Consider the following 1483-nt stretch of genomic DNA (forward strand, 5'->3'; position numbering starts at 1 on the left):
GTGTTGATGTTCGTCTAAAGGAGCTGATTAAAGAAACATGCGACCAACTTAATGTCGAAATTATTGAAATGGAAATCATGCCAGACCATGTACACTTGCTTATGGAAGTAGACCCACAGCTCGGAGTGCATAAAGCTGTAAAACAGATAAAAGGTTATTCATCTAAAGTATTAAGAACTGAATTTCCTTGGCTTAAATCAAGACTTCCGAGTTTATGGACTAATAGTTATTTTGTTTCAACGGTAGGAGGTGCTCCACTTGCAGTTATTAAACAGTATATTGAGAATCAAAAGAATGTGTAGGTATCATTTATGCAACTATCAGAAACAGTAAAACTTTATATGACAGGAGAACAGAAGTCTCTTATCGTGGCAACTATGACAGAATATATAAATACTGTTAATAGCCTTGTTTCTGATGCCGCGAACGGCATATCCATCTCAGAATACACAACCGCTGACGTTAAGGCGAATCTTCCGTCAGCGTTAACAAATCAATGCATCCGTGATGCAAAGTCTATAGTTAAGAAATACAATAAGGCTTGTCGTGATGCTGACCGCAAGAACGACAAGCTTGCCAAACAAGGCAAAAACATCACGGTAACAGCCACGCTGCCCGTACTCAAAAAAACATGCTGCTACGTCAACAATCAGAATTTCAAAATCAATGGTGATTATATTGAATTCCCCGTCATGGTAAACGGCAAGTCTAAAAGGCTTTCTGTTAAAACCAAGATGTCTGATAAGCAGAAGTCTGTCTTTGCAAACAGTAAACTTGGAACCATGCGCATTGTTTATAAGGGCAACAAAATAGTTGCCCAGGTCGTATACGAAACAATTGAACCTACATATACTGCCGAAGGAAACGTCATGGGTGTTGACCTTGGTGTTAAGTGTCCTGCGGTATCTTATATTTCTGATGGTAGTGTGAAATTCTACGGCAACGGGCGTAAGAACAAATACATGCGTAGGCATTATAGATGTCTTCGTAAAAAGCTTCAAAAAGCCAAACATATAGATGCTGTAAAACGTATCAATGATAAAGAACAGCGTATCATGAAAGATATCGACCATAAGTTAAGCCATGACGTTGTGGAAACAGCAGTTGCACACAACGTTAAAACCATAAAATTAGAGCGTTTAGCAAATATCCGTTCTACGACAAGAACAAGTCGTAAAAACAACCATAGCCTACATAATTGGTCATTCTACAGACTCGCACAGTTTATAGAATACAAAGCTAAAATGGCAGGCATAGCAGTTGAGCACGTAAACCCTGCATACACAAGTCAGACGTGCCCTGTCTGCGGTCATGTACATCATGCTAATGACAGAAACTATACTTGTAAATGCGGATTCCACATTCACCGAGATATTCTTGGAGCCATGAACATCTGCAACTCAACTGAGTATGTTGGCGATAGTAATATCAGACATACTGCGTAGGGAACTATATGTTCTGCCCTATGATGGGTGATGGCACA

At 39.5% G+C, this 1483-nt stretch carries 2 protein-coding genes; both read left to right on the top strand.

What is annotated here, in order from left to right; all coding sequences use genetic code 11:
* Positions 1-302: IS200/IS605 family transposase (gene tnpA / locus FYJ79_RS12355; RefSeq protein ID WP_154518915.1), on the top strand; the 302-nt coding region annotated here is incomplete at its 5' end.
* Between the two features lie 9 nt (positions 303-311).
* Positions 312-1445, top strand: coding sequence for an RNA-guided endonuclease InsQ/TnpB family protein (locus tag FYJ79_RS12360; RefSeq protein ID WP_154518917.1), 1134 nt, complete (start codon positions 312-314; stop codon positions 1443-1445).
* The last annotated feature ends 38 nt before the right edge of the window (positions 1446-1483 follow it).

Origin of the sequence: Sharpea porci (assembly GCF_009695655.1) — a bacterium.
GTDB classification, from domain to species: Bacteria; Bacillota_I; Bacilli_A; order Erysipelotrichales; family Coprobacillaceae; genus Sharpea; species Sharpea porci.